We start from the raw sequence: 21,594 nt of genomic DNA, 5'->3' as shown, positions 1-21,594 counted from the left end.
GTTATCCTCGTGATGAGATAAAAGAGTGTTTATTCACAGCGGACCGGTTGGCGGTGCGCAACAGGCCCGATTCAATGGCGTACTGCAGATAGCGGTGGAACAGTGGCTGATCGATGACAGGCATCGTCAGGCCCAGCTCCTCCATACGTTGTCGAAATTTGCCGTTGTCGACGCCGCCGGGCTCGAAACTGGGCGCGCCGGCGTCATGACTGCGTTGTTCAAAAAAGCCCAGGATCGCCTGATCCTCTTCCGCGCCTCTCTCTTTGACGCGCTGGCTCCACTGGGGCAGCGGCAGGGTGTCGAAATCGAACCCGTAGTCCCGCAACCAATCGAAAATGCGCGTCAGGCTGACGTCCTGGGGCGGGGTGACGTTGTAAACGCCGCCGCCGGGGCGGGACATCGCATCGGCGACAATGAATTGCGCCACCGCGTCCACCGGCGTCCAGGGCTCGCTGATGGGCAAATCCGGCAATGCGTCGCTGCGCATCCCCGCCTGAATGATGCTCCACACCAGGTCTTTGGCGTTGATGTAGCCAAAATCGGACGCGCCGGTGACCCGGGCGAGTCGATACAGATTGATGGGGTAGCCTTTGTCGCGGGCGATTTCCGCCATGCGTTCGGACGCCCACTTGCTTTGCTGGTAGCCGTCGCCCAACCCCTCATGAACAGGAGTGAAGTCTTCCCGCAGAGCGGGGGCGACAGACGCCGGCGGCGCCACGGCGATGGTGGACACCAGGTGCAGGGGAACGCCTCGCACCGCCGCCAGCTTCAGTAACTCGCCCGTGCTTAGCGCATTGGCGGCGCGCAGGGACTGGTAATCGCGCATGACGCTGGTGACGGCGGCGTTGTGAATGACGGTGTCTATGTGTTGGGCGAGGTGCTCAAAGTCTTCCGTGGACAGCCCCAGCCGTGGCTTCTCCATATCCGCCAACAGGACCCGCACCCGCTTGAAGCCGGTGCAGGGCAGGCCCTGTTCGGACATGGCCTGCTCCAGGCGATAGAAGGCTTCGGCGTCTGTGGCGCCGCGTACGGCGCACAGGATGTCGGCGTCGGTCTGGTAGAGCAATTGATGCAGCAGTTGCGCACCGACGAATCCCGTGGCCCCGGTCAGCAATATCTGCCTGGGCGCTGCGTTCAGGTCGAATGCAACAGCCGGCGCCGGCGGCAGGGATTGGGCGAAAGCATCGCAGTCCGCCAGAATCTGTTCCCGCAAATCCCGTGATTGTGGTTGCGCGTCATCCGCCGCGAACAACGCCTGAGCCAACGCGGCGACAGTCGGGCTTTGAAAAATCAACGTCACCGGCACTTCCCGCCCAATGCGGGCGCTCAGGCGATTGGCCACCTGAATGGACTGCAGGGATTGTCCGCCCAACAGGAAGAAATCGTCTTCCGGTTTGATGGCGCTTTGCCCCAGCACTTCGCGCCAGACATCAATAATGATTTGCTGCTCCGCGGTTGCTTCCGCCTGGGGAAGATCGCTGGCGGATTCCGTTTCGATGGCGCTGAGCTGTTTGCGATCGACTTTGCCCGCCGCGTTCTTGGGCAAGTGCTCATGCATCGCCAACGCGGAGGGGATCATGGCTGTCGGCAAGCGCTTCTGCAGCGCCTCGCGCAGTTCGGAGATGCGGTAAGCGCGGCCGCTCAAGTGCGCCACCAGACACTTAACGCCCTCGCCCTGAACGCTCAGGGTGACGGCGGCTTCCTGCACGCCGGGCAGGGCGCTGAGCGCAGACTCGATTTCCAGCGGGTCGATGCGATGGCCGCTGATTTTGATCTGGTCGTCAAGGCGGCCCAGAAACTCCACATTGCCCTGTGCGTTGATGCGTGCGCGGTCGCCGCTGCGATAGGCGCGCTCGGGTTCTCTGGACCAGGGAAAGCGGATAGAGATAAAGCTTTCCGCTGTTTTTTCCGGCAGATTGAGATAACCGTCGGCAAGTCCGCCGCCCAACAGCAGCAGTTCGCCTTCTTCGCCTCGCGGCAGCAAATCCCCCTGGGGACTCACGATGGCGATCGCCCGCCCGCCCAGAGGCTGGCCGATGCTGATGACGCCTGCGTCAGCGCTGAGGTCCGCGCTGGTGGCGACCACGGTGGCTTCACTGGGACCATAGGTGTTGTACAGCGCGGTGCGGTCGCCGAAACAGTCGCGCCATTGCGCCACGCGTTCCGGCAATACCGCTTCGCCGCCGATAATGACTGCGCGCAGACTGGGCGGGAGCGCCAGCGACGCAGACGCGCAGCCGAAGGCTAATTCGTGCCAGTACGCCGTGGGCAGATCCAACAGGGTAACGCCCCATTGGCGACACTGCTCCAGAAAGCGCGGAGCGGATTCCAACATGGCGTCATTGCGCAGAATAAGGCGCGCTCCTTGCGCCAAGGTGACGAAAATCTCTTCGATGCAGGCGTCAAAATGCAAGGGCGCAAACTGCAGCACGCGATCCGAAGCAGTGACGGCGTAAGCGTCGATGGCCCCCGCGACAAACTCCGCCAGGGCCTGGTGTCCAATCACCACGCCTTTCGGCGCGCCGGTGGAGCCGGAGGTGTAGATCAGATAGGCGGCGCCCTGCTGCGCCGCGTCATGGGGCCATAGTGTGGCGGCGTCAGCGGTCTGGGTTAACCCGGATAACGCCAGCGTGGGCGCCTGTAAGTCCTCGCCCAGGTCCACACCGGTTTCCTCAACCACTACTAATGCAGGGCGGGCGTCTTCGATAATCAGGCGATTGCGCGTTGCAGGCGCGGCCGGGTCCAGAAAAACGAACGCAGCGTCAAGCGCCCAGGTCGCCAGCGCCGCTACAATAGCGCCTTCGCTGCGGGGTAGCGCCAGCGCGACTTTGTCGCCGCGATGGACGCCGGCCTGGCGCAGTTGACTGGCGAGGCGAGTGACGCGCTGGCCCAACTCAGCGTAAGTCAGACAGCGCCCATTAACCTGCAGGGCGACGGCGTCCGGAGTGGCCAGAATACGTTCGCGAATGGTTTGTAGCGCCGGTTGCGGCGAAATGGAGGGAGTCGGGCCTTGCAACCAGGACAAGGCGTCGCGATCCACCTGCAACGGCTGCTCCAGATGGGCGGCGGCCTGTTCTAAAAGGTCCAGCAACTGTTGCTGGATCTGTTGCAGCGACGACGTGTCGTAGCGATTGGGGTTGGCGTCCAGATCGAAACGCAGGCCGCCGTCCTTGTTCAGAATAAAGGCGAAGGACAAATCCTCTACAGGACCGGCGCAGAGATTATGGGTGCGGGAGACGCAGCCCTGAAACTCCACATGGCGGTCAAACGGCATGATGTTCACCACCGGGCCGAACAGGCGTTGGTCGCCGCCCACGCGGTTGAGATCGCGGCGCAACTGTTCATAGCGGTAGCGCTGATGCATGCGGGTCAGACGGGTCTGCTGCGCGGCAAGCTGCACCAGGTCTTTAAAGCTGGTGGCTTGGTCGACTTTCAGGCGTAGAGGAATGATATTCATCACCATGGCGGGCACGCGCAGGGATGCGGAGCCCATACGTCCCATGACCGGCGCGCCCAGTGTGATCTCCCGCGCGCCGGTGCGGCGGTGAAGCAGGTAGGCGGTGGCGGCGGTGAGCGCATCCGACCAGGTGGCGCCGACTGTGCCGGCGGCGGCCTGCAACTGTTTGACCAGCGTCGCCGGCAGACTGCGCTCCACCCGCGTCGCCATGTCAGCGATGGGCGCATTGGAGCGGCTGAGGCTGACGGGCGGCGTCTGGCCGTCCAGGTAATCCCGCCAGAAATCCCGGTCCTTGGCGAACGCCGGCGACTGACGGTAGCGCTGGTCTTCCTCCAGCACTTTGTCGTAATCGCCAAAGGCGCGTCCCACCGTGGCGGGGTCTGTTTCCGGGTTGGCCGTCAGGGCGTTATAGATTTCCGCCACCCGTTGCGACAACAGGGCGAAAGCGAAGCCGTCGCTGGCGATATGGTGGATGCGCTGATGCCAGCAATAATGATCTTCGCCGAGCTTGATCAGCGCCTGGGTGAACAGCGGCCCCTGGGACAGGTCCACGGCAGCGGCGAGATCGCTCAGCATCCACAGACGCGCCTGCTCCAGCGGCGCTTCGAAGTGGCTGTAATCCTTATGGATCAGCGTGAACGCCGGCGCATGCAGACGTTGCGCCGCTTCCCTGGCGCCGGAGTGGAAGGTGGCGTGCAGCGCGGGCGCTTCGATCAACGCCTGTCGCAACGCGCGCTCAAACAGCCCGATGTGCAGGGGGCCGCGTAATTCCACATATTCAGCCGCGTTATACATGGGGCTGGCGGGGTTGATCTGCTGACCCAGCCATATCCCGTTCTGCGCGGCGGATAATCCTTTAGGCGACGTCTCTGCCGGAGTGATCATCAATCTCAGGCCTCCGTCGTCAGGCGCGGCTCAATGGTGCGCCACCATTCGTTGATGGTCAGGGACTCCGCCAGATCGACGAAAGTGATGTCGGCGCCGCGGGCGCGCCAGTTTTCCAGCAGGGACATGACGCGAATGGAGTCCAGGCCCATGTACATCAGGTTCTCTTCCGGGTCCACGTCTTCCGGGCTCAACATCAGAATGGCGGCGACGTCGCGACGCAGGGCTTCCAGACTCAACGGCTCGGCGGTCGAGGCGTTGGCGGTTGCGCCGTTCAGCGCCGCCAGCACCACTTCCAGCGCGTCGACGTGGCCGCAGCGCTGCGCCACATAGTTCAGCGCCATTTTCTGCTCCTGCTCGGAGAAGTCGGCGACGGCGTCCGCCACCACGAAAGGCTTGATGTCGAGCATGAAGGCTTCCAGTGAGGTGGCCAGCACGCCGATGTGAGCGTACACGCCGCAGATGATGAGCTGGTCTTTGCCGTTTTCGCGCATGTAATCCAGCAGGGGCGTGCGTTTGAACGCGCTGTAGCGCCATTTCACGTATTCGATGTCGTCGCCTTCCGGCGCCAGCTCCGCCACGATATCGGTCAGGTTAGGATCGGCCGCCAGACCGGTTCCCCAGAAATCCGTCAACAACGCGCGGTCTTCCGGCGTCTGGTCGCCAGGCTGAGCGGTGTACACCACGGGCATGCCGGCTTTTTTGCAGGCCGCTTTCAGCGTCTGGATATTGGCGAGAAGAGGGCCCATGGGCTCTCCGTCCAGATTGTAGAAGTTAACGAAATAACGCTGCATGTCGTGCACCAGCAGCACCGCCCGCGACGGATCAATGGTCCAGTCGGTCTTGTTGCTTGGCAGGGCGGATGCGTTCGCCAGGGAATAATCAGCGATTTTTGGAATAGCCATAGGGGTCCTTATCAACCTAAATCTTGTTCTGGTTTAAGCCATGGTGGGCGGCGCGATCTTATCCGCGATCATCTGCCGCAACGCTTTCTTGTCCACTTTGCCCAGGCGGGTTTTGGGGAAGGCGTCGACGAACTCGATGCGGTCCGGGATCTTGAACACGGCGAGATCGCGCTCGCGCAGAAATTTGAGCAGATCCTGCGGGCGCGGGCGTTGCCCCGGCGCGGCGGCATGCGTCTGCGGAATGACGTAGGCGCAGGTGCGCTCGCCAAGATAGGGGTCCGGCATCGCCACCACGGCGGCGTCATGCACCAGCGGGTGCGCCAGCAAATGGTTCTCCAGCTCGTCCGCGGCGACTTTTTCGCCGCCCCGGTTGATCTGGTCTTTGGCGCGACCTTCCACCACCAGATAACCGGCGTCAGTCAGACGCACCACATCGCCGGTGCGATAGAAGCCGTCAGCGGTGAAGGATTTGGCGTTATGCTCCGCCGCCTTGAAATAACCGCGAATCGTGTAGGGGCCGCGGGTCAGCAACAACCCGGTGGCGCCGGGCGCTACCGGCTGGTCGTCCTCGTCCACGATGCGCACTTCATCCGCCGGCGAAATGGGGCGACCCTGGGTGGTGACGACGGTGTCGATGTCGTCGTCCAGGCGGGTGTAGTTCACCAACCCTTCCGCCATACCGAACACCTGCTGCAGCTTGCAGCCGAGGACAGGCGTGACGCGGCGGGCGGCCTCTTCGGTAAACTTGGCGCCGCCCACCTGCAATACCTGCAGGCTGGACAGATCCGGCGGAGACCCGGCTTTCGTCAGGTTGTCGCAGGCGGTCATCCAGGCCAGGGCCAGCGGCGGCACCATGGCGGTCATGGTGACCCGATGGCGGGCGATCAACGGAAACGCGATGTCCGGCGCGCCGGATTCGGACAGCACCACGGTTCCTCCCGCATACAGGACGCCCAGGACGCCGGGGGAGCTGAGCGGGAAGTTATGCGCGGCGGGCAGCACGGAGAGATACACCGTCTGTGGCGTCAGCTCGCAAATCTCGGCGCTGGCGCGCACGCTGTACAGATAGTCGTCATGAGTGCGTGGGATCAGCTTGGACATGCCGGTGGTGCCGCCGGACAACTGCAACAGCGCGATGGCGGACGGATCAATCTCCGGCAATCCGCCGGGCGCTTGATATAGGCCGTCGAGAGGGACGAAATCGCCTGCATCGCCGGCGATGATGACCTGTTGCACGAGCCCTTCGTCTTTCAACTTTTTACCGATGTCGCGATAGTCGAATCCGCCGGATTTAGCCGGTGCGATATAGGCGACGGCGTCGGCGAATTCGCAAAAATAACTGATCTCGGCGTAGCGATGGGTGGGCAGAGCCATGATCGGCGCTGCGCCCAGGCGAAACAGCGCAAAAATCACTTCAACGAATTCGCCGATGTTAGGCAGTTGCACCACGACCTTGGAACCCGGAGTAATTCCGAGGGTAATTAATCCTGATGCCAACTGATCCGCTCTGGCGTTAAGATCGCTGTAAGTCCAGGAACGCTCGCCGGCGATGACCGCGGTGCGATCTGCGAACGCCTGAGCGCCGCAACTCAGGATGCTTCCCAGGTCGTCGCCGGTCCAGTAGCCGGCGGCGCGATACAGTTCGGCCTCTGCGGCAGGCCAGGGCGTCAGTTCGATTTGCGGCTGCTCCATGCTCGCGGACATCAGGCGATCTCCACGCGGACAGGTGTGGAGGCGTGGCTGTCGAGGCCGATGGCGTTCAACATGGTTTTTAACTTGGTGGAGGTCTCGTCCAGCTCTTTCTGCGGGTCGGAACCTTCGACCACGCCGGCGCCAGCGTAAAGACGCAGCAGACGGTCTTCCACTTCCGCACAGCGGATGGTGACGGCCCATTCACCGTCGCCGGAGGCGTCGCTCCAGCCGACCATGCCTGTGAAAAAGCCCCGGTTAAAGGGCTCCAGTTCACCAATCAATTCCCGCGCGCGCTCTGTGGGATAACCGCACACGGCGGGCGTGGGATGCAGCGCCTGCGCCAAAGCGTAAGAAGTAATGGCCGGATCGATCAGCTCGCCAGTGATTTCCGTGGACAGGTGCCACAGGGTCGGCGTTTGCGTCAGTGAAGGCGTGCTGGGCACATCCAGATTGCGACAGAACGGCGCCAGCGCTTTGGCCACGGCGTCGATCACCACGGCATGTTCATGCAGGTCTTTTTCCGATTGCAGCAGCGCCCCGGCGCGACGGGCGTCTTCCCTGCGATCCGGGCTGCGCGCGACGGAACCCGCCAGCGGGTTGGCGAACACGCGCATGCCGCTGCGCGACACCAAGAGTTCTGGGCTGGCGCCCACCAGAAAACGTCGGGGATGAGCCGCATCCGCCAGATTGGCGGCGAAGTTATACCCTTTCGGGTTGGCGCGGCGCAGATTAGTGAGCAACTGCACGATGTCGATAGGACGATCGGCGCGCAGCTCCAGAGAACGCGCCAGCACCACCTTGCTGATGTCGCCGCGACGAATATGCTCCAGCGCACTGTTTACGCTTTGTTTGTAGCCCGCGCCAGAAGGCACTTCCTTCGCTTCATAAGAACCGAAATCGGTGATGACGCCGGTGCGTCCGGAAACCACGTCGCGACGACGCCAGGAACGGGTAGGCACCGTCAGCATGGGCGCTTCTCCTGGCAGGAACGGAGCGGCGCCGACCACCATGGGATCTTCCACTCCCTGCTCTCTGGCCTCGCGCAGGGCGGCGGGGATGGCTTCATTCAGGTCTCCCGCGCCCAGACGGGCGAAGACGCCGGCGGTCATCAGGGTTTGCCGGGGTGAGGAGAAGAAAAAAGGCGTTTCCGTCAGATGTGTTTTCAGCAATTGGAGAAACGCTTGATCATCCGCCTGTGGTTCCAGATGCAACGTCAAGTCATTCATGCCTGCTCCTTAGGTGACTGGTTATCAGACAGGCTGCTCCTCAGAACAGGTGAGCCGCCCCGCGTTAAGAAATGTAAAATATAATCTAAATGAAAATAATTCTCATTTGAAGAGAAATTTTCTTGTCCCATGAAGTGGAAAATGACAAGTCTGGGTCTGGTTTGTGTACCGCTGGAAGGGAGCGGCGCGCGTCGCATGGGGCGCGAACGATCTATTCGTCTTTTGCGAAAGAAAATCAATGTTATTTGATATTGATTATTGTTTGCAATAGATCCTTAGTCGCGATCAGCCATCACTGACGGCAAGAATGGTTTGACCGAGTCAGGCTGAGAAGTGTTTTTTGAGCGTCCTATGTTGCGGCGATGGCGTCTAAAAAGCGCTCGCGATCTGGTGTTGGCAGCAGGTTGGCGCGGCGGCGTATTTCAGCCTGCCAGCCCGGATCGTCTTTCTGATGAGGGAAATGGGTCTGCTTACGGACTGAGCCGAGAAACAGGTAGCCGTCGAACAGTTCCCGCACAGGTCTCTCGACGAGAGAAGGAGCCCGGTTGCTGAGCGCGCCAAACGGCAAAGCGCCAAGCTCGCTGAGATTGGTGCGCACCAGCGCTGGCGCAGACCACCCTTCACGTTCCCTTACCGCATCGACCTCCGGCCGATGACCAAAGTGCGGCCAGAGATAGAAACAGTGCGCAGGTTCGACGCCGCGCAGACGACTGGCCAGGGGCGGTCCGTTCAATGCCTGCAGGCCGCCCGCAGGACAATTGCGCAGCAAATGAAACGCTCCAAAGACCAGCAGCGCGCGTCGATTGCGCGCAATGACCTCCCGCTCTATCAACGCCTGATAGTGAGCTTCCCGTCGCTGGTTGGCCTCTCGCCACTGGCGCCCAGCGTCGACAGCGCTCCAGTCGAAGGGCGGGTCCGCCGCCAGTACGCGTACACGGGGCGTGGGCTGACGCTGATTGATCTGTCGCACCGCCTGAAAAAAGCGGCGATAAACATCGGCGAACCAGGCGCAAAAGTGCAGGGTATCGCCGCAAACTGCGTCGATTTTGCTCTCAAGTCCCGGTTCTCCGGTGATATAGGCGTCCAACAGAGGCTGACTGCGAGCGGCGGCGAACTCGACGACGATGGTGTCCATTAACGGCGCGATATCCGGACGCAGCAAACTGTCGATAAGCCATTGCAGGATCGCCTCCACGCCATGGGCGTCGCCGACTCCGACGATCTGGTGTCGCCTCAGCAACGCCGCCAACGCAGGCGTTGCGGGTTCATGGACAGGCAGTGTGGAGGCGTAGGGATTCACGAGTCGTCTGATACCTTGGGGGCTAGTCGCTTGTTCTACAGGAGAAAAGAGTCTACCCGTAAGACGATTTTTTGTCATTTGACAATGATTCTCATTTGCAATAGTCTGGCCCCGCTCGTAAGGACAGCGCGCCGTCACTCCGCTTCCCGCAGCGCTTGCGGATTCTGACGCACTTCCATTTCTGGAATCACCTGATTTCCGCTGTCATTCCGACGTCGCCTCCGAAGACGCGCCCGGCGCGGTTTGCTTCGCAATATTCCATTTCAGTTTTATCGGTAACAGCAGTCATGAAAAACAGTTCTCATCGTATGCTCGTTCGCTCCCTGGCGTTGTACGGAACCTGCGGTCTCGCCGCCGCTTCCGCCACCGCGGCGGAAACCCAGGGCGGCGCTCAGTTATTGCAACCGGTGGTGGTGACCGCCTCCGGCAAAGGCCAGGATGAAGCGACAGCGCCGGCCAGCGTCAGTGTTATCAGCGGCGAGGAACTGCAGGCGAAACCGGTGCATGATCTGGTGGATGCGTTGGGAGAGATCGAAGGGGTCACTGTGAGCGGGAACGCCAACCGCCGAACCCTGCAGTTGCGTGGTCTGGATCGCGCCTATGTGTTGATGCTGATCGATGGGCGTCGCGTGGACAGCACCTCGGCGGTATTTCGCGGCAATGACTTCGACACCGGCTGGATTCCCGTCGAAGCCATCGACAGAGTCGAAGTGATTCGCGGTCCCATGTCTTCGCTGTATGGCTCCGACGCTATCGGCGGGGTGATTAACATCATCACCAAACCGGTGAGCGATCAGTGGCATGGCTCCGTCACCGTGGATACGGTTGTACAGGAAGACAGCGCCGCCGGCGACAGTCGCAAGCTGGGCTTTTATGTCAGCGGTCCGCTGGCGGAGAAAAGCCTGGGCGTGAAACTATACGGCAGCGTGGACCGCCGCGAGGCCGATGGCGAAGTTAATCCAGACCCGGACAGTGGCGGCGAACCGCTGGAAGGGTTCGCCAGGAACGACAACCATGCGCTGAACGGCGAACTGACCTGGGCCGCCAGCGATACGCAGAATGTCAGTCTGGCGCTGGAAAGCTCCTCCCGGGAGCACGATGAACAGGATCTCGACCGCCTCGGCCTGGCGCTGACCCACAAAGGCAAATGGAGCTTCGGCGATACCGAAATCAAGGTGTATGGTGATCGCATTGAGAACAACACCGGCAATATCGGTGGCCAGACCAACCCCAACAAGGCGCACAACGCCAGCATCGACGGCCGTGTGACCCTGCCCATCGACGCCTGGGCGCAAACCCTGACCCTGGGGGCGGAAGCGCGTTATCAAAAACTGAAAGATCCCTCTACGCTGACGGGCAGACCAGGGACGGATTCCTTCGGCGAATCCGATTCCACTGATGTCAGACAGCAGGCGCTGTTCATTGAAGACGAGTTCATGTTGCGCGACGACCTGTTGCTGACTCTGGGCAACCGTCTGGATCACCACGAAAACTTCGGCAACCACAACAGCCCACGGGCGTATCTGGTGTATCTGCTGAGCGATGAAATCAGCATAAAAGGCGGCTGGGGCAAGGCGTTTCGCGCTCCGACGCTGTTGCAGAACAGTCCGAACTGGGGCTCCGCTTCCTGCGGCAGCGCCACGGCGGGATGTTATATCGTCGGCTCCGACGAACTGAAGCCGGAAACCAGCGAAAGCAAGGAAATTGGCGTGCGCTTCGATTATTCAGAGTGGGGCGGCTCGCTCACCGTTTTCCGCAACGATATCGAGGACATGATCGACATTTCCAGCCGCACACGCGATCCGGTCCTGGCGCCGACCTTCGATAACTTTGTCGGCTTCCTGCCCGACGGGCGCCCGATATTCGCCTACCAGAACGTCAGCAAAGTGAAGACGGAAGGCGTCGAGGCCTCATTCCGTTACAACCTGACCGCTGACCTGGATGTGCGCGCCAGCTATACCTATCTGGACGCCAAAGACGTCAGCGCGGGGCAGGACGCCAAACCTCTGCTGTATCGTCCGCGTCACTCCGGGACGGTGAAGCTGGGCTGGTCCGTCAGCGATCAATGGGATCTGGGGCTGACTGGCAATTATGTGGGCGAGCAGTACGCTTACATTTCCCGCGATGGGTCCGAGCTGATCAAGCTGCCGGAATACGCCACCTTCGACCTGCAATCCCTGTACGCGATCAACGAGCATTTCTCCGTCGGCGCCGGTGTGCTGAACCTGGCGGACAAACAGGTGGATCGCGAGCAGAGCTATGAGATCAATGAAGACGGCCGCCGTTATTACCTGTCTTTGAAAGCTCAGTTCTGATCCTGCGCGGACAGGTGGTCCTGCTCCAGCGCCGCCGCTGAGAGCAGGTCCGACGCCAGTTGGCTGGACGTAATGCAAAACCCCGCCGCCAGGGCTCCCGCCCGTAACCGACGATTCATGTCCCAGCCCTGACAATAGCCATAAAGATAACCGCTGAAAAACGCGTCTCCGGCGCCGTTGCTGTCCACCAGCTCAAAGCCCTCTGCGATTCCCTGCTCATACCAGTTCCCCGCCGCATCCAGGGCGGTACTGCCGCGCGCGCCATGGGTGCAGACGACAAAGTCCTTGCCGGCGGCCACTTGCTGCGCCATGAACGCGCGATAGTCTGGAAAATTATCGCTGGACAGAAACAGCGCGTCCGCCGCTTGAATAAACTCATCGTGATAGGGATTAACGCCGTCGTAATCATGCAGATCAATCCACAGCGGTTTGCCCAGCTCCCGCGCTCGCGTCAACACAGGCCGGGTGTAGTTGAGAATGCTGACGGCGGCGATATCGCACTGCTTCAGCGCCGGGTCCAGCTCGCTCCAGTGCAGCGGCGCCTCGTCCGGGGAAGGATGGGTGAAGATGGAAATGCGTCCGCCGTCGGCGGCCATCAGGTTGGTGTGCTGCTCCGTGGGTTCATCAAGCAGCTCCACCAGACAGGGCAGATCGCGACGGCGACATTCCCGCAGGATGGCGTGGCCGGCTTCGTCTTTGCCGAGAATCATATGCAGCCGCACATCCACGCCCAATTGCTTGAGATTAAACGCCTTGCCGGCGCCAGTGCCGCCGACCGCCTGATAGCAGTTTTTGGCGAGCAGGGTCTGAGGCTTGGGATCGGGAAAGCTATCCAAATGAATCAAGGTGTTGAGAGATGCGCCGCCGACGACCAATACGGATTTGGACATAGGGTTACCGCCTGAAGGTAAAAGGGAATGTGGAGTTATTATTCGTTGGCGGACAAGGCTTCGCCTTTTGGGCAAAATAGCCGCCGTGTTTGGGCAGAATAACCGCAAAAACGACAGGTCTGCTCCCTCGTCGCCAGGGATTCGCCGGAGGAGTGCGGGGGAGGAACTGAGCGTCATTAACGGACATCGAGAGGATGAGAGAAAAGGGGAGAAAATGGCCTTATTTTCTGACATTTTGGCGATATTTAGCCGCTATCTGCACGGAGACGCCATCCTGTCCGGCTGGATTGCGGAGTCGGATGACCTGTTGCGGGAGGAAGGCGATGAGTTGGTGTTTACTCTTCCCGGATTATTCGAATTCTGTCTTCGTCACGGGCTCTTGCGCGACCCGGATATCCAATACCCACAGTTTCGCGCGGCGTTGTACCAGAACCCCGCCAACACGGAAGTAAACGCCATGGGCGGTAACCTGCGCATCTACGCCAACGCCGGCAAAGTGGACGCCAGCCTGTATGCGTTAACGCGCCCGTCCCCAGGAACGGACGCATCGGTAACGCGGACGGATTAGCGTCTCAGGCGCACGGCGTCCGCCGCTCTGCGGGCCAGGTTGTACATGAAGGAGGTGAATACCTTCAGGGTCCAGCGCAGGAAATTCACGGTGATGCTTTCCACTTTGGAAATCGCATAACCCACCGCGTTGAGCATCTTCAGAATCAGACGCTCCACCAGTCCCGCCATCTCTTTGCCCATGCGCACCGCCTGATCCAGCAGCATCGCTAACTGATCCATGACGGTCAGCCCCGCCGCCAGAGCGACGTTGATGACGATACCAGCGCCGTGCAGCACTTTCTTCAATATCCAGATCAGCGCTTTGTTGATCATCTTGAAGGAGTTGACGGTGAAAGAGATAGGGCCGTCTGATTTCAGCCACTTCTCCACGTCGTCCGTCAGGCTGGCGCTGGGTTGTCTGATTTTCAGGGATTCCCAGGTTTTGCCTTCCACGGAATCAATATAGTGGTCCATCAGGTGGTTCTTGGAGGCGAAGTTCATCCCGCAATCGATGAAGCATTCCGTCCCCGGGTTGGGCACGTGATAGAACGGCCAGGTCGGTATCCAGGGCACAGGGTCCGTACTGTGAGCGACGCGATAGATATTCGCAGCGTTCACCTGGCGGGTGAGGTTGGAAGCGAATCCGGACGAGCCGACCCGTGGGCTGCCGAAGGTGTACAGCACCGGCTCCGCCACGTTGTTCTCCACCAGCCATTCCGCAATCAGTGACGCCAGCGCCCCGCCCAGGCTGTGTCCGACACAGTGCACACGGCGCGGGTTGTAACCGTTGAAGAACTTGCGCATATCCTGTTCGAAGGATTTGAACGTGGTGTTGAATCCCGTATGCACGAAGTTGCCGCTGCTGGAGCGCTGCACGGAGGTGTGCGCGTCGGTCAGTATGTCCCGGAAGTTGGTGGCGTCGGTGCCGCGGGTGACGATGAATGCGTCGTCGCGGAACTCGTTGCAGATATCGTTCACGCCGCGGGCGGCGAGGCCGAATCCTGATTGATACTTGAAAATGGACGCGCCAGCGACGCCTTCGAAGCGCGACTCATTGTTGAGGGCGAATTTCCCCGCCAGTTTATTACCGAAAAGACTGACGTCTCGTTCATGAATGATGCGGTACGAACGCTCTGCAGCGTACGCCGCCTCAGATGGAGTTAGAACTGCCACGACTGATTTCCCCTGTAATGACTGCTTTTGTTTTGGTTATTCGGTCATTCCAATTGGCATATGCCTTTGACCACATAGGAGCGACCTTCCTTGACGGACTCCTCATCGGCGAGGTCGCACTTAAGACGAATCTTGACGCCTTTGCCGAGCTCGGAATCTTCATCGAAACTTAATTTGCTGGTCGTCCAGGCGAGATATTCCTGACCGTCATGACGAATGATCATTCTTTGATGGATGACGGGTTGACCAGGTAAGTATTTGGATACAGTGCGGGAATAATAAGCGGGAAATTGGAAGCGGCCCTGGGCGTCGGTGGAGGTTTCTTCGACGGCGTTTTCATCGCTCCCCCAAGTCAGCGTGCGTTGCACCTGGGCGCCGGCGACAGGGTCGCCGTTGAGGGTGACGACAGCCGACATTTCTGAAGCGAGACAGACCTTTCCGATATCGAAAATAGACATAGACCATCCTTTACTAGACAGACATATCGATAGAACGGCAACCATCCAGATAATATTTTTGGTAGTCACGACTCTGTGTTCTTCTTATTAGTTTAGTTTCTCAATGTGCGCTGGCGATAAAACAGCCAGCAAACATTGGATATGCGTTCCCGCGGGACAATGCAATAGTAAGCGCTGACTTTTTATGAAATGCGTCAAAATATTCCGTATTTTTTTACGAGAAAATATAACTGATTGATTTTTCAGAAATATGAAAAAATAAATATTTTTTGGCCAGTCAGATCAATAGTTAGACAAGAGGTTTTTTCAAATTCAGAGAGGCGAAGAAGCAACCTCTTTGCTGGACAACGAACTAGAAAACTTAGCCAGAAAGATTCGCGCTGGCGTATAGATTAATAGCCCGAAAGTCCGGGTTACGCTTGAAAGGATCACTGGATTAAGATGTGAGAACGCAAGTAGTGTTGTTATTGGAGGGGCTAATGGCGGATACGAAAGAGGCTAAAAAGAAGTCTAATAGTGCTCTGACTGAGTTTCAAATGGAGCAATGGGCGCGGGAGCTGGACACGACTGAGGGACTGAAGCGCTTAGGGCGTGAAGCTGCTGAATGGGCAAAAAAGAAAAGCCAGCAGCACCAAGAAAAAACTTCTGAATAACTCTCTTTCTGTTATCAGATAAAGTGAACGTATGAATAAGAATGTTTGAGCCAAGCTTTTACTTGTCGCTGGCAAATCGACTCATACAGAAATCATGTGTCGTTGATAAGAAAATACCGCTCCCGCCGACAACAGGAGCGAGGGTAAGAGAAGGGACTTACAAATTCTCCCGCACCCATTGAACCAGTTGTGGGCCTTGTAGTGCGCCGGAAATGCGGGCGACTTCCTGGCCTTTCTTGAAGATCGCCAGGGTGGGGATGCTGCGGATCTGGAATTGTTGAGCCAGTTGCGGGTTGCTCTCCGTATCCACTTTCACGCAACGCACTGCAGGCTCCAATTGCGCGGCGGCCTGCTCGAAAATCGGCGCAAACATTTTGCAGGGGCCGCACCAGGGCGCCCAGAAATCCACCAGCAGAGGCAGGTCGCTGGTCTGCAGGTGTTTGCCGAAGTTATTCTGTCCGAGGGCGACGGGATGTCCTGCGAACAAGGGTTGTTTGCAACGGCCGCATTTGCCGCCGGCGGTGAGTTTGGCTGCGGGAACCCGGTTGGTGGTGTCGCAATGGGGACAGACAACCTGTAATGTATCGCTCATTTCTTTATCGCCCTGAATGTTTGAACTCCATGCTAGATGGGGGAGGGACGAGAGTGTTTCAAGTTGATTTGGGCGCATGCGCCGCCCGCAAGAGATGATATTGGTTGTATGGCAAAGGTTCCGCTGGTTTATCACCCCGAATACAGTCCTGAAATTCCCGCCGGTCATCGTTTTCCCATGGAAAAGTTTCGCTTGTTGGCGGAGTTTCTGCGCGCTGAGGGCGTGCTGACGGACACCAATCTGTTTGCGCCGGAAGCGGCGACTCAGGAAGACATCGCCCTGGCGCACTGCGCGGATTACGTGCGCGATTTTCGTTACGGCGAATTGTCCCCCAAGCACATGCGCCAGATTGGTTTGCCCTGGTCGGAAGGCGTCTGCACGCGGACTTTCCGGGCGGTGGGCGGCACTTTGCTGACTGCGCGACTGGCGCTGAAATATGGGTTGGTGGCGCACCTGGCGGGCGGCACCCATCATGCGCATTACGATCACGGCAGCGGCTTTTGCGTGTTCAACGACCTGGCGGTGGCGGCGCGGGTATTGGTGCGCGGGGGTGAAGCCTCGCGGGTGCTGATCATCGACTGCGATGTGCATCAGGGCGACGGCACCGCGCGCATTCTGACGGACGACGCCGACATCTTCACCTGCTCGTTCCACTGCCGCCAGAACTTCCCCTATCGCAAGGCGCACAGCGACTTCGATATCGAGCTGGATCGCGGCTCCGACGGTCGCGCCTACATGCAGACCATGGAGCATTGGCTGCCTTATATCTTCGACCTGACCCAGCCGGACTTTGTTCTGTACGACGCCGGCGTCGATGTGCATGACGATGATGTGCTGGGGCATTTGCATCTCAAAGACGCGGATATCGCGGAGCGGGATGAGTATGTCATCCGCCAGTGTCTGGAGCGCGATGTGCCGGTGGCCTGCGTCATCGGCGGCGGCTACGACAAGGACCGCAAACGTCTGGCCGCCCGTCATGGCATTATACATGGCGTGGCCAACCGTCTTTATCAGGAGTATGCGTTATAGGGGACGGCCAAGCCGTCCTTTGTTTCTCTCGCCTGCCATCTTCTTCCTGCCGCCGCTCTAATCTCAGCTCTCTTAATCCTCTGATTTTGCAGATAGTTCGTCACATTTTTGTCATCTGTTTCGCGTAAACCTGTCACCGGTTTCCTGTTTCATTAGACAGGTTTTCCCGGAAACGACTTCCTCCCCGACGGTTCGATGATTTCCAGGCTGGAGCGCCTGGCGGTCGCAACTATCTGCGTCCGCGTCTCAAGGTAAATATCCGGAATCCGGATCAGATCGCATAATCACCGTCCGCCGATAAGCTAGACTAAGCCTGCCCGTTAGAGAAAACGGGTGGGGATAACTCGATAATAAATAAAGTAAAAAGGGAACAAACATGACTACCAAGCCAAGGTTCAGGGTATCCGCGCTGTTATTGGGCATGGCGATGCTCCATACCGGCGCGGTCCACGCAGCGGCGGACCTCTTTTTCTCCGAGTATGTGGAAGGCTCCAGCAACAACAAAGCATTGGAAATCTATAACGGAACCAGCGCCGACGTTGACCTGAGCGCCTATGAAGTGCAGATGTATTTTAACGGCTCCTCCAGTGCAGGCGTGACGTTGAATCTCAGTGGAACCCTGGCGGCGGGAGACGTTTATGTCATCGCTCACAGCAGCGCTGATCCGGTGATTCTGGCGCAGGCGGACCTAACCAGCGGCGGCGGCTTTTTCAACGGCGATGACGCCATCCTGTTGCTGAAAGGCGGCGCGGCGGTGGACTCCATCGGCCAGATTGGCGTGGACCCCGGCAGCGAGTGGGGCAGCGGCGACGTCAGCACCGCCAATAACACGATGCGTCGCAAATCCGACGTGGAAGCCGGCGACAGCGATCCTTACGACGCCTACGACCCCACCCTGCAATGGGACGGTTATGCCAACGACACCTTTGACGGCTTGGGCTCCTATGGCGACGGCCCCACCGATCCGGGCGGCGAACCTGGTGAAATCGGCGAGTGCGGCGATCCCGCCACTTTGATCAGCGCGATTCAGGGCGACGGCGCGAGTTCGCCATTGAACGGCCAGCAGGTAGTGCTGGAAGCGGTGGTGACCGCGGACTTGCAAGGCGCGGATGAACAAAAAGGCTTCTTCGTGCAGGAAGAAGACGCGGACCAGGATGGTAACGACAAGACCTCCGAAGGCGTGCTGGTGTACGCGGACGCCTCCGTGCTGGACGTAAGCGTCGGCCAGAAAGTGCGGGTGCTGGGCTCAGTGACCGAATACTACGATCTGACCGAAGTGAACGCAGTGCAGGCGATTAAAGTCTGCGGCGACAACAACCGGGTAACTCCTGCGCAGGTGTCTCTGCCTCTGGACAGCGCCGACGCGCTGGAAAAAGTGGAAGGCATGCTGGTGACTTCCGCGCAGCCCTGGACCGTTAACGAAGTCTACAACCTGGGCCGCTACGGCGAGGTCTTACTGGGTAATGGCCGTCGTTATATCCCTACGCATTTAGCGACGCCGGGAGATGAAGCGGCGGCGGTGGCGGCGGCCAACGCCCTGAACCAGTTGGTGTTGGACGACGGCAGCACCAAACAGAATCCGGCGGTGATTCCATTCCCCGCGCCGGAACTGAGCGCGCTGAACACCCTGCGTGTGGGCGACAAGGTGAACGAACTCACTGGCGTCATCAGCTACAGCTTCTCCGTATATCGTATGTATCCCACTGTCACGCCTGCGTTTGTGGCGGAAAACCCACGCACCGACGCGCCTGTGACCACCGGCGCCGGCAACCTGAAAGTGGCCAGCTTCAACGTGCTTAACTACTTCAACGGCGATGGTCAGGGCGGCGGCTTCCCCACTTCACGCGGCGCTACCACAGCGGAAGAGCTGGAGCGTCAGGCGGCGAAAACCGTAGCGGCCCTGTTGGCGATGGATGCGGATGTCGTGGGCCTGATGGAGATTGAAAACGACGGCTATGGCGCGGACTCCGCGATTCAGGATCTGGTCAATCGTCTGAATGCGGCGGGCGGAAGCTATGCGGTCGTCAATCCCGGTCTGTCCGCACTGGGCGGCGATGAGATCGCCGTCGGCATGATCTACAAGGCGGATAAAGTGACCCCGGCCGGCGTCGCCAAGTCCCTGAGCAGCTATCCGTTTGATCACTTCAACCGTCAGCCTCTGGCGCAGACGTTCTCTCTGAATGATAACGACGGCAGGATCACGGTGGTGGTCAACCACTTCAAATCCAAAGGCTGCACCAACGCGGAAGGCGAAAACCAGGACCAAGGCGACGGCCAGGGCTGTTACAACGCCAAACGCAGTGAAGCGGCGGTGGCGCTGGCGGACTGGCTGGCGAGCGATCCTACCGGCGCGGAAGACGCGGACGTGCTGATCATCGGTGACCTTAACGCTTACGCCAAGGAAGATCCCATCATGGCGTTGCAGACGCAGGGGTACCACAATCTGTTGGCGGAGTTGAATGGCGACGCAGCCTATTCCTACGTGTTCTCTGGTGAAACCGGCTACCTGGACCATGCTCTGGCGAGCGAGTCGCTCAGGTCCCAGGTCGTCGGCGTTTCCGAATGGCACATCAATGGTGACGAGCCTCGCGCGCTGGACTACAACGTGGAGTTCAAAACCGACGCTCAGGTGCTGAACCTGTACAGCCCGGATGCGTTCCGCTCTTCCGATCATGATCCGGTGATCGTCGAGATCAGCCTTGATGGCGTCAAAGAAGAAGTGAAAGGCGACTTCGACGGTGATGGCGACGTAGACGGCCGCGACCTGCTCATGCTGCTGAAGCAACTGTTCCGTTCGGTCAATGACGACAACCGTCAGTACGACCTGAACGAAGACGGCCGCATCAGCCTGCTGGACGTGTTCGCCTTCCTGCGCCTGCTGTAGTCGGCATGCGCCTGGATTGTTAGGCTAAGCGTCGGCGCGATGCGCTGAAACAGCTTTCCTTCCCCCCTCGTCTTCTGCGGAAGCGGGGCGGGGGAGGCTCTGCTAGCCTGAACCATCTTTACGAGAGCGCCTATGTCCGTCGGCTACGAACTTGTCAACCAGACCAAACAAGAACGCATCACGTTCGCCCATCTTCCCGTCAGTACGCAAAATGAAATCGTCGGCCATCCCGTCTCGGCGACCCTGGTGTGCTGGTATCTGATGAATAATATCGGCGACGACATTCAGTTTGTTTCCGACACCTATGACGACTGGCCGTTTCGTTCCGGTCAGCGTAAAGATTATCTCGCCTACCCCGATCGCACCGATGCTGTCATCGCAGCACTTGTTCAGAAAGGCGTTTTGCAGGAGGATGGCCTTCTTTATGCGGATGAAGACGAACCTCATTCCGTGTACATCCGGGCGTTGCGCAACGTCTGGCTGGATAACTGAATAGAGATTGATCGCAACACAACCCAAGGAGCCACTATGAACTACAAGGGCAGCTGCCACTGCGGCAATATCGCGTTTGAAGTCGAAGGCCAACTGACGGAAGTTTTGGCGTGTAATTGTTCCATTTGTTCCCGTAAAGGGTCGTTGTTGTGGTTTGTGCCGCGGTCGCAGTTGACGCTGACGTCCGGGGAGAACGCCATGAGCGCCTATACCTTCAACACACACGTTATCCAGCATCGGTTTTGCCCTACCTGCGGCATTCATCCCTTCGGAGAGGGAACCGACCCCTCCGGCGCCAAGATGGCGGCGATCAACGCCCGCTGTCTGGAAGGGGTGGATCTGGACGCGTTAAAAGTGAATCACTACGATGGGCGCTCGAAATAACTCACGCGCCTGTCCTCGCTAACATTGAGAAAACTTATGCTGGAAGAAATCAAAGAAGCCAAAGAAAACGGAACCCTGGTCTCCATCGAGCGGGATGAAGTGGACGAAAACAGTCTGCAAGCTTTTGTATTGGACTATTCCGACGAACTGGTGTTGGTGCAGTACGTCTACGACTTTAACCTTGATGGTTTGATGGTGATGCGGATGGGAGACATCACGGACGTCTACATGGGCTCCACTAACATACTGCAAACCCAAATGCTGAAAGATGAAGGCTATTACAGCAAGGTGGAGTTTGACATAAACATTGACCTGAGCAGTTGGCGCGCAGCCTTGTCATCCCTGGAAAAGCGCTACGGATATTTGATTCTGGAAAACGAAAATCCAGATGACCCGTTGTTTCTGCTCGGCAGAGTGGAAGAAGTGAACGATGACCACGCTGTGGCGCGGAGCTTTGATGGCGAGGGCTTGTGGGACGATGAAGCGACTGAAGTGAGCTATGACGAACTCACCGCCGTCAAAGCAAACAGTAACTACATAAATTTCTACAAACGCTATTTCGAAAGAAATCCGTCCGCCGTCGACTACGAGTAAACGCCTCCCCAGGCCGTTCGCCGCGCATTTCCATCGCTCTGCGCGGCGGGGCCTCCCCACCTTTTCTCCGTTATCTCTCGCCTTGCGTAATCTCAAACTTGGTCTAAAACTTTTGT

17 protein-coding genes are annotated in these 21,594 nt (G+C 59.0%); 8 read left to right on the top strand and 9 right to left on the bottom strand.

The annotated features are described in order from the left end of the window. Position 1 precedes the first annotated feature (1 nt). From AC2IBB_RS32615 to AC2IBB_RS32595, 5 genes are all read right to left on the bottom strand, one after another. Positions 2–4,342, bottom strand: coding sequence for an amino acid adenylation domain-containing protein (locus tag AC2IBB_RS32615; RefSeq protein ID WP_486330782.1), 4,341 nt, complete (start codon positions 4,340–4,342; stop codon positions 2–4). A gap of 5 nt (positions 4,343–4,347) precedes the next feature. After that, a complete protein-coding gene (locus AC2IBB_RS32610) occupies positions 4,348–5,247 on the bottom strand; it encodes an isochorismatase (RefSeq protein WP_486330781.1) in 900 nt (299 codons plus the stop codon). A gap of 33 nt (positions 5,248–5,280) precedes the next feature. After that, positions 5,281–6,951, bottom strand: a complete 1,671-nt coding sequence (locus AC2IBB_RS32605; protein ID WP_486330780.1) for a (2,3-dihydroxybenzoyl)adenylate synthase — start codon at positions 6,949–6,951, stop codon at positions 5,281–5,283. Continuing rightward, a complete protein-coding gene (gene dhbC, locus AC2IBB_RS32600; protein WP_486330779.1) occupies positions 6,951–8,165 on the bottom strand; it encodes an isochorismate synthase DhbC in 1,215 nt (404 codons plus the stop codon). Before dhbC ends, AC2IBB_RS32605 begins: the two co-directional genes overlap by 1 nt. A 349-nt stretch (positions 8,166–8,514) precedes the next feature. After that, the gene (locus tag AC2IBB_RS32595; RefSeq protein WP_486330778.1) at positions 8,515–9,465 is read right to left on the bottom strand and encodes a hypothetical protein; all 951 of its coding nucleotides are present in this window, start codon (positions 9,463–9,465) and stop codon (positions 8,515–8,517) included. 287 nt (positions 9,466–9,752) lie between these two features. Between AC2IBB_RS32595 and AC2IBB_RS32590 the strand changes: the two genes are divergently transcribed. After that, on the top strand, positions 9,753–11,780 hold the full coding sequence (locus AC2IBB_RS32590) for a TonB-dependent receptor domain-containing protein (protein WP_486330777.1): 2,028 nt from the start codon (positions 9,753–9,755) through the stop codon (positions 11,778–11,780). Here AC2IBB_RS32590 and AC2IBB_RS32585 read toward each other — a convergent pair. Next, positions 11,771–12,670 carry a carbohydrate kinase family protein gene (locus AC2IBB_RS32585; protein WP_486330776.1) on the bottom strand — a complete coding sequence of 300 codons (900 nt, stop codon included), beginning with the start codon at positions 12,668–12,670 and terminating at the stop codon, positions 11,771–11,773. The genes AC2IBB_RS32590 and AC2IBB_RS32585 overlap by 10 nt on opposite strands. Positions 12,671–12,884: 214 nt before the next feature. On the opposite strand from AC2IBB_RS32585, the gene AC2IBB_RS32580 reads away from it, so the two are divergent. Continuing rightward, positions 12,885–13,238, top strand: a complete 354-nt coding sequence (locus tag AC2IBB_RS32580; RefSeq protein ID WP_486330775.1) for a hypothetical protein — start codon at positions 12,885–12,887, stop codon at positions 13,236–13,238. Here AC2IBB_RS32580 and AC2IBB_RS32575 read toward each other — a convergent pair. Together AC2IBB_RS32575 and AC2IBB_RS32570 are read right to left on the bottom strand one after the other, a co-directional pair. Then, positions 13,235–14,392 carry a lipase family protein gene (locus AC2IBB_RS32575; RefSeq protein ID WP_486330774.1) on the bottom strand — a complete coding sequence of 386 codons (1,158 nt, stop codon included), beginning with the start codon at positions 14,390–14,392 and terminating at the stop codon, positions 13,235–13,237. The genes AC2IBB_RS32580 and AC2IBB_RS32575 overlap by 4 nt on opposite strands. A 44-nt stretch (positions 14,393–14,436) precedes the next feature. Continuing rightward, positions 14,437–14,850: a DUF6795 domain-containing protein gene (locus AC2IBB_RS32570; RefSeq protein WP_486330773.1), complete on the bottom strand. Its 414-nt coding sequence runs from the start codon at positions 14,848–14,850 to the stop codon at positions 14,437–14,439. Between the two features lie 479 nt (positions 14,851–15,329). On the opposite strand from AC2IBB_RS32570, the gene AC2IBB_RS32565 reads away from it, so the two are divergent. After that, positions 15,330–15,503, top strand: coding sequence for a hypothetical protein (locus AC2IBB_RS32565; protein ID WP_486330772.1), 174 nt, complete (start codon positions 15,330–15,332; stop codon positions 15,501–15,503). Between the two features lie 157 nt (positions 15,504–15,660). Here the strand turns inward: AC2IBB_RS32565 and trxC are convergent, their stop codons facing one another. Further along, complete coding sequence (gene trxC / locus AC2IBB_RS32560; RefSeq protein ID WP_486330771.1) at positions 15,661–16,095, bottom strand: thioredoxin TrxC; 435 nt, start codon at positions 16,093–16,095, stop codon at positions 15,661–15,663. Between the two features lie 108 nt (positions 16,096–16,203). Between trxC and AC2IBB_RS32555 the strand changes: the two genes are divergently transcribed. The 5 genes from AC2IBB_RS32555 (at position 16,204) to AC2IBB_RS32535 (ending at position 21,478) form a co-directional block, all read left to right on the top strand. After that, complete coding sequence (locus tag AC2IBB_RS32555) at positions 16,204–17,124, top strand: histone deacetylase family protein (protein ID WP_486330770.1); 921 nt, start codon at positions 16,204–16,206, stop codon at positions 17,122–17,124. A gap of 376 nt (positions 17,125–17,500) precedes the next feature. Then, the gene (locus tag AC2IBB_RS32550) at positions 17,501–20,008 is read left to right on the top strand and encodes an ExeM/NucH family extracellular endonuclease (protein WP_486330769.1); all 2,508 of its coding nucleotides are present in this window, start codon (positions 17,501–17,503) and stop codon (positions 20,006–20,008) included. Positions 20,009–20,140: 132 nt separating this feature from the next. After that, positions 20,141–20,500, top strand: a complete 360-nt coding sequence (locus AC2IBB_RS32545; RefSeq protein ID WP_486330768.1) for a hypothetical protein — start codon at positions 20,141–20,143, stop codon at positions 20,498–20,500. A 36-nt stretch (positions 20,501–20,536) separates the two neighbouring features. Continuing rightward, entirely contained in the window at positions 20,537–20,884 is a 348-nt protein-coding gene (locus AC2IBB_RS32540; protein ID WP_486330767.1) for a GFA family protein, read from the top strand. 36 nt (positions 20,885–20,920) lie between these two features. After that, positions 20,921–21,478, top strand: coding sequence for a hypothetical protein (locus tag AC2IBB_RS32535; RefSeq protein ID WP_486330766.1), 558 nt, complete (start codon positions 20,921–20,923; stop codon positions 21,476–21,478). The last annotated feature ends 116 nt before the right edge of the window (positions 21,479–21,594 follow it).

The organism is Hahella sp. NS-SX17 (assembly GCF_057367735.1).
The sequence above is the reverse complement of the archived record's forward strand: the minus strand, read 5'-3'. Positions and strand labels throughout refer to the sequence as shown.